2 tRNA genes and 3 rRNA genes are annotated in these 5,421 nt (G+C 48.8%); all 5 read left to right on the top strand.

Annotated features, from left to right (window positions below):
* The first annotated feature begins 133 nt into the window (after nucleotides 1-133).
* The 5 genes from JMX07_RS13340 to rrf all read left to right on the top strand — a co-directional run bounded on the left by JMX07_RS13340 (nucleotide 134) and on the right by rrf (nucleotide 5,412).
* Nucleotides 134-1,672 (top strand): 16S ribosomal RNA (locus JMX07_RS13340).
* A 75-nt stretch (nucleotides 1,673-1,747) separates the two neighbouring features.
* A tRNA-Ile gene (locus JMX07_RS13335) sits at nucleotides 1,748-1,824 on the top strand.
* Nucleotides 1,825-1,833: 9 nt separating this feature from the next.
* A tRNA-Ala gene (locus JMX07_RS13330) sits at nucleotides 1,834-1,909 on the top strand.
* A gap of 346 nt (nucleotides 1,910-2,255) precedes the next feature.
* Nucleotides 2,256-5,111 (top strand): 23S ribosomal RNA (locus JMX07_RS13325).
* Between the two features lie 187 nt (nucleotides 5,112-5,298).
* Nucleotides 5,299-5,412 (top strand): 5S ribosomal RNA (gene rrf, locus JMX07_RS13320).
* The 16S, 23S and 5S rRNA genes sit together here with 2 tRNA genes alongside, the layout of an rRNA operon.
* The last annotated feature ends 9 nt before the right edge of the window (nucleotides 5,413-5,421 follow it).

Raw genomic sequence — 5,421 nt, 5'->3', positions numbered from 1 at the left:
TAACTATAAAAATTATCATTTAAGACAGCAGAAAAACTCAAAGTTAATTCATTACGAACATAATTTTTAGCGATTTTGCCAGATTAGATGAGCCAAGTTTAGAAGCTTCTTTAAAGAGCTTCATAGCAAGATTAAACTGAAGAGTTTGATCATGGCTCAGATTGAACGCTGGCGGCAGGCTTAACACATGCAAGTCGAGCGGAAACGATGGTAGCTTGCTACCAGGCGTCGAGCGGCGGACGGGTGAGTAATACTTAGGAATCTACCTAGTAGTGGGGGATAGCACGGGGAAACTCGTATTAATACCGCATACGACCTACGGGAGAAAGGGGGCAGTTTACTGCTCTCGCTATTAGATGAGCCTAAGTCGGATTAGCTAGATGGTGGGGTAAAGGCCTACCATGGCGACGATCTGTAGCTGGTCTGAGAGGATGATCAGCCACACCGGGACTGAGACACGGCCCGGACTCCTACGGGAGGCAGCAGTGGGGAATATTGGACAATGGGGGAAACCCTGATCCAGCCATGCCGCGTGTGTGAAGAAGGCCTTTTGGTTGTAAAGCACTTTAAGCAGTGAAGAAGACCTAACGGTTAATACCCGTTAGCGATGACATTAGCTGCAGAATAAGCACCGGCTAACTCTGTGCCAGCAGCCGCGGTAATACAGAGGGTGCAAGCGTTAATCGGAATTACTGGGCGTAAAGCGAGCGTAGGTGGCTTGATAAGTCAGATGTGAAATCCCCGGGCTTAACCTGGGAACTGCATCTGAAACTGTTAGGCTAGAGTAGGTGAGAGGGAAGTAGAATTTCAGGTGTAGCGGTGAAATGCGTAGAGATCTGAAGGAATACCGATGGCGAAGGCAGCTTCCTGGCATCATACTGACACTGAGGCTCGAAAGCGTGGGTAGCAAACAGGATTAGATACCCTGGTAGTCCACGCCGTAAACGATGTCTACTAGTCGTTGGGTCCCTTGAGGACTTAGTGACGCAGCTAACGCAATAAGTAGACCGCCTGGGGAGTACGGCCGCAAGGTTAAAACTCAAATGAATTGACGGGGGCCCGCACAAGCGGTGGAGCATGTGGTTTAATTCGATGCAACGCGAAGAACCTTACCTGGTCTTGACATATCTAGAATCCTGCAGAGATGCGGGAGTGCCTTCGGGAATTAGAATACAGGTGCTGCATGGCTGTCGTCAGCTCGTGTCGTGAGATGTTGGGTTAAGTCCCGCAACGAGCGCAACCCTTGTCCTTAGTTACCAGCGGGTTAAGCCGGGAACTCTAAGGATACTGCCAGTGACAAACTGGAGGAAGGCGGGGACGACGTCAAGTCATCATGGCCCTTACGACCAGGGCTACACACGTGCTACAATGGTAGGTACAGAGGGCAGCTACACAGCGATGTGATGCGAATCTCAAAAAGCCTATCGTAGTCCAGATTGGAGTCTGCAACTCGACTCCATGAAGTAGGAATCGCTAGTAATCGCGGATCAGAATGCCGCGGTGAATACGTTCCCGGGCCTTGTACACACCGCCCGTCACACCATGGGAGTTGATTGCACCAGAAGTGGATAGCTTAACCTTCGGGGAGGCGTTCACCACGGTGTGGTTGATGACTGGGGTGAAGTCGTAACAAGGTAGCCGTAGGGGAACCTGCGGCTGGATCACCTCCTTATAGACGCATTCGGTCAGCAAGAATTCACAACAAGTTGTTCTTTAGTTTAAGCTTACGTTTTTAACAAACGTATTAGGGTCTGTAGCTCAGCTGGTTAGAGCACCGTGTTGATAACGCGGGGGTCGGTGGTTCAAGTCCACCTAGACCCACCATTTTACAATGGGGCCATAGCTCAGTTGGTAGAGCGCCTGCCTTGCACGCAGGAGGTCAACGGTTCGACTCCGTTTGGCTCCACCACTACTAAGACGGTTAAGTAAGCTTTAGATGCTAATAAATAAATAGGTATTAAATAGAAACAAGTGATTTTAATTGATTACTTCTTTCTGTTTTATACAGAATCTGTGACTCGACGAGAGCATAGAGACTATTTAAAAACATAGATATGAGTCTGGGTTAAGAAGAGCGTGTTCACGCGCACTTCTTAACCTTAATAACTCACCTCTTAACGACATCAGTTGTTATCCCAGGGGTGAGTTATTAAAAAAGTAAAGAGAACTGAATCAAGCGTATAAACATAGGTGATATCGTTATCATAATTAGATTGTATGACACTTAGAAGTCGAAAGACTACTTGGGGTTGTATGGTCAAGTAATGAAGCGCACATGGTGGATGCCTTGGCAGTCAGAGGCGATGAAAGACGTGACAGCCTGCGATAAGCTTCGGGGAGGCGGCAATATCCTGTGATCCGGAGATTTCTGAATGGGGAAACCCACTTACCATAAGGTAGGTATCCTAATTTATTAGGAAGCGAACGAGGGGAAGTGAAACATCTCAGTACCCTTAGGAATAGACATCAATTGAGATTCCCCTAGTAGCGGCGAGCGAACGGGGAGAAGCCGATTAATTCTAATGTAGAAGAACAGCGTGGGAAAGCTGACCGTAGTAGGTGATAGTCCTGTATTCGAAACATTAGAGTTAACATATTAAGTAGAGCGGGGCACGAGAAATCCTGTTTGAAGATGGGGGGACCATCCTCCAAGGCTAAATACTCCTGACTGACCGATAGTGAACCAGTACCGTGAGGGAAAGGCGAAAAGAACCCCTGTGAGGGGAGTGAAATAGAACCTGAAACCGTGTGCGTACAAGCAGTGGGAGCCCACTTGTTGGGTGACCGCGTACCTTTTGTATAATGGGTCAGCGACTTATATTCTGTAGCAAGGTTAACCGTTTAGGGGAGCCGTAGGGAAACCGAGTCTTAATAGGGCGTTTAGTTGCAGGGTATAGACCCGAAACCGAGTGATCTATCCATGAGCAGGTTGAAAGTGCCGTAACAGGCACCGGAGGACCGAACCCACTGTCGTTGAAAAGCCAGGGGATGACTTGTGGATAGGGGTGAAAGGCTAATCAAACTCGGTGATAGCTGGTTCTCCCCGAAAGCTATTTAGGTAGCGCCTCGGACGAACACCATTGGGGGTAGAGCACTGTTTCGGCTAGGGGGTCATACCGACTTACCAAACCGATGCAAACTCCGAATACCGATGAGTGATATCCGGGAGACACACGGTGGGTGCTAACGTCCATCGTGGAGAGGGAAACAACCCAGACCGCCAGCTAAGGCCCCAAATTCCTAGTTAAGTGGGAAACGAGGTGGGAAGGCATAGACAGCTAGGAGGTTGGCTTAGAAGCAGCCATCCTTTAAAGAAAGCGTAATAGCTCACTAGTCGAGTCGGCCCGCGCGGAAGATGTAACGGGGCTCAAACTAGGAGCCGAAGCTGCGGATTTGAATTTGTTTTCAAGTGGTAGGGGAGCGTTGTGTAAGCCTGTGAAGGTGTGTTGTAAAGCATGCTGGAGGTATCACAAGAGCGAATGCTGACGTGAGTAACGATAATGCGAGTGAAAAGCTCGCACGCCGGAAGATCAAGGGTTCCAGTCCAACGTTAATCGGGGCTGGGTGAGTCGACCCCTAAGGCGAGGCCGAAAGGCGTAGTCGATGGGAAATCGGTTAATATTCCGATACTTGTTTATAATGCGATGGAGGGACGGAGAAGGTTATGTCAGCCTGGCGTTGGTTGTCCAGGTGAAAGGATGTAGGTTTATAGCTTAGGTAAATCCGGGCTATTCTATACCGAGATCTGATAGCAAGCTGTACTTGTACAGCGAAGTGGCAAATACCATGCTTCCAGGAAAAGCTTCTAAGCAATAGTTATAAACGAATCGTACCCTAAACCGACACAGGTGATCAGGTAGAGAATACCAAGGCGCTTGAGAGAACTCTGCTGAAGGAACTAGGCAAAATGGTACCGTAACTTCGGGAGAAGGTACGCTGTTGATGGTGATAGGACTTGCTCCTTGAGCTGTTGGCAGTCGCAGATACCAGGCTGCTGCAACTGTTTATTAAAAACACAGCACTCTGCAAACACGAAAGTGGACGTATAGGGTGTGATGTCTGCCCGGTGCTGGAAGGTTAATTGATGGGGTTAGCGTAAGCGAAGCTCTTGATCGAAGCCCCAGTAAACGGCGGCCGTAACTATAACGGTCCTAAGGTAGCGAAATTCCTTGTCGGGTAAGTTCCGACCTGCACGAATGACATAATGATGGCAGCGCTGTCTCCAGCAGAGACTCAGTGAAATCGAAATCGCAGTGAAGATGCTGTGTACCCGCGGCTAGACGGAAAGACCCCGTGAACCTTTACTACAGCTTTACATTGAACTTTGACCTGACTTGTGCAGGATAGGTGGGAGGCTTTGAAGCCGAGACGCTAGTCTCGGTGGAGCCAATCTTGAAATACCACCCTGGTCATGTTGGGGTTCTAACTCAGGTATAACAATACCGAGGACAATGTATGGTGGGTAGTTTGACTGGGGCGGTCTCCTCCTAAAGAGTAACGGAGGAGTACGAAGGTGCGCTCAGACCGGTCGGAAATCGGTCGTAGAGTATAAAGGCAAAAGCGCGCTTAACTGCGAGACCCACAAGTCGAGCAGGTACGAAAGTAGGTCTTAGTGATCCGGTGGTTCTGTATGGAAGGGCCATCGCTCAACGGATAAAAGGTACTCTGGGGATAACAGGCTGATACCGCCCAAGAGTTCATATCGACGGCGGTGTTTGGCACCTCGATGTCGGCTCATCTCATCCTAGGGCTGAAGCAGGTCCTAAGGGTATGGCTGTTCGCCATTTAAAGAGGTACGCGAGCTGGGTTTAGAACGTCGTGAGACAGTTCGGTCCCTATCTACCGTGGGCGTTGGAAATTTGAGAGGATCTGCTCCTAGTACGAGAGGACCAGAGTGGACGAACCTCTGGTGTTCGGGTTGTCACGCCAGTGGCATTGCCCGGTAGCTACGTTCGGATGGGATAACCGCTGAAAGCATCTAAGCGGGAAGCCCACCTCAAGATTAGATTTCCCTAAAGAGCCGTTCAAGACTAGGACGTTGATAGGCAGGGTGTGGAAGCGCAGCGATGCGTGTAGCTAACCTGTACTAATTGCTCGTTTGGCTTGACCATACAACACCCAAGTGGTTTGTATACAAGTCTAATTAATCTATCTTGTATAGCTCAGGCTATAGAATAAAGAAAGAACATTTCGATATCACCTTTAACCTTGATTCAGTTAGGTTACAAGTTGATCGACCATAAACTAAACATTTATAGTCAAACAATAAAAATAACAGACTCATATCTAACCCCCTTTGCTGACGACAATAGCGCGATGGCCCCACCTGATCCCTTCCCGAACTCAGAAGTGAAACATCGTAGCGCCAATGGTAGTGTGGTTCGCCCATGTGAGAGTAGGTCATCGTCAGCTCTCTATTCT

The sequence above is a fragment of the Psychrobacter immobilis genome (assembly GCF_904846235.1).
GTDB classification, from domain to species: domain Bacteria; phylum Pseudomonadota; class Gammaproteobacteria; order Pseudomonadales; family Moraxellaceae; genus Psychrobacter; species Psychrobacter immobilis_C.
This window is presented reverse-complemented; position numbering and strand designations above follow the sequence as displayed.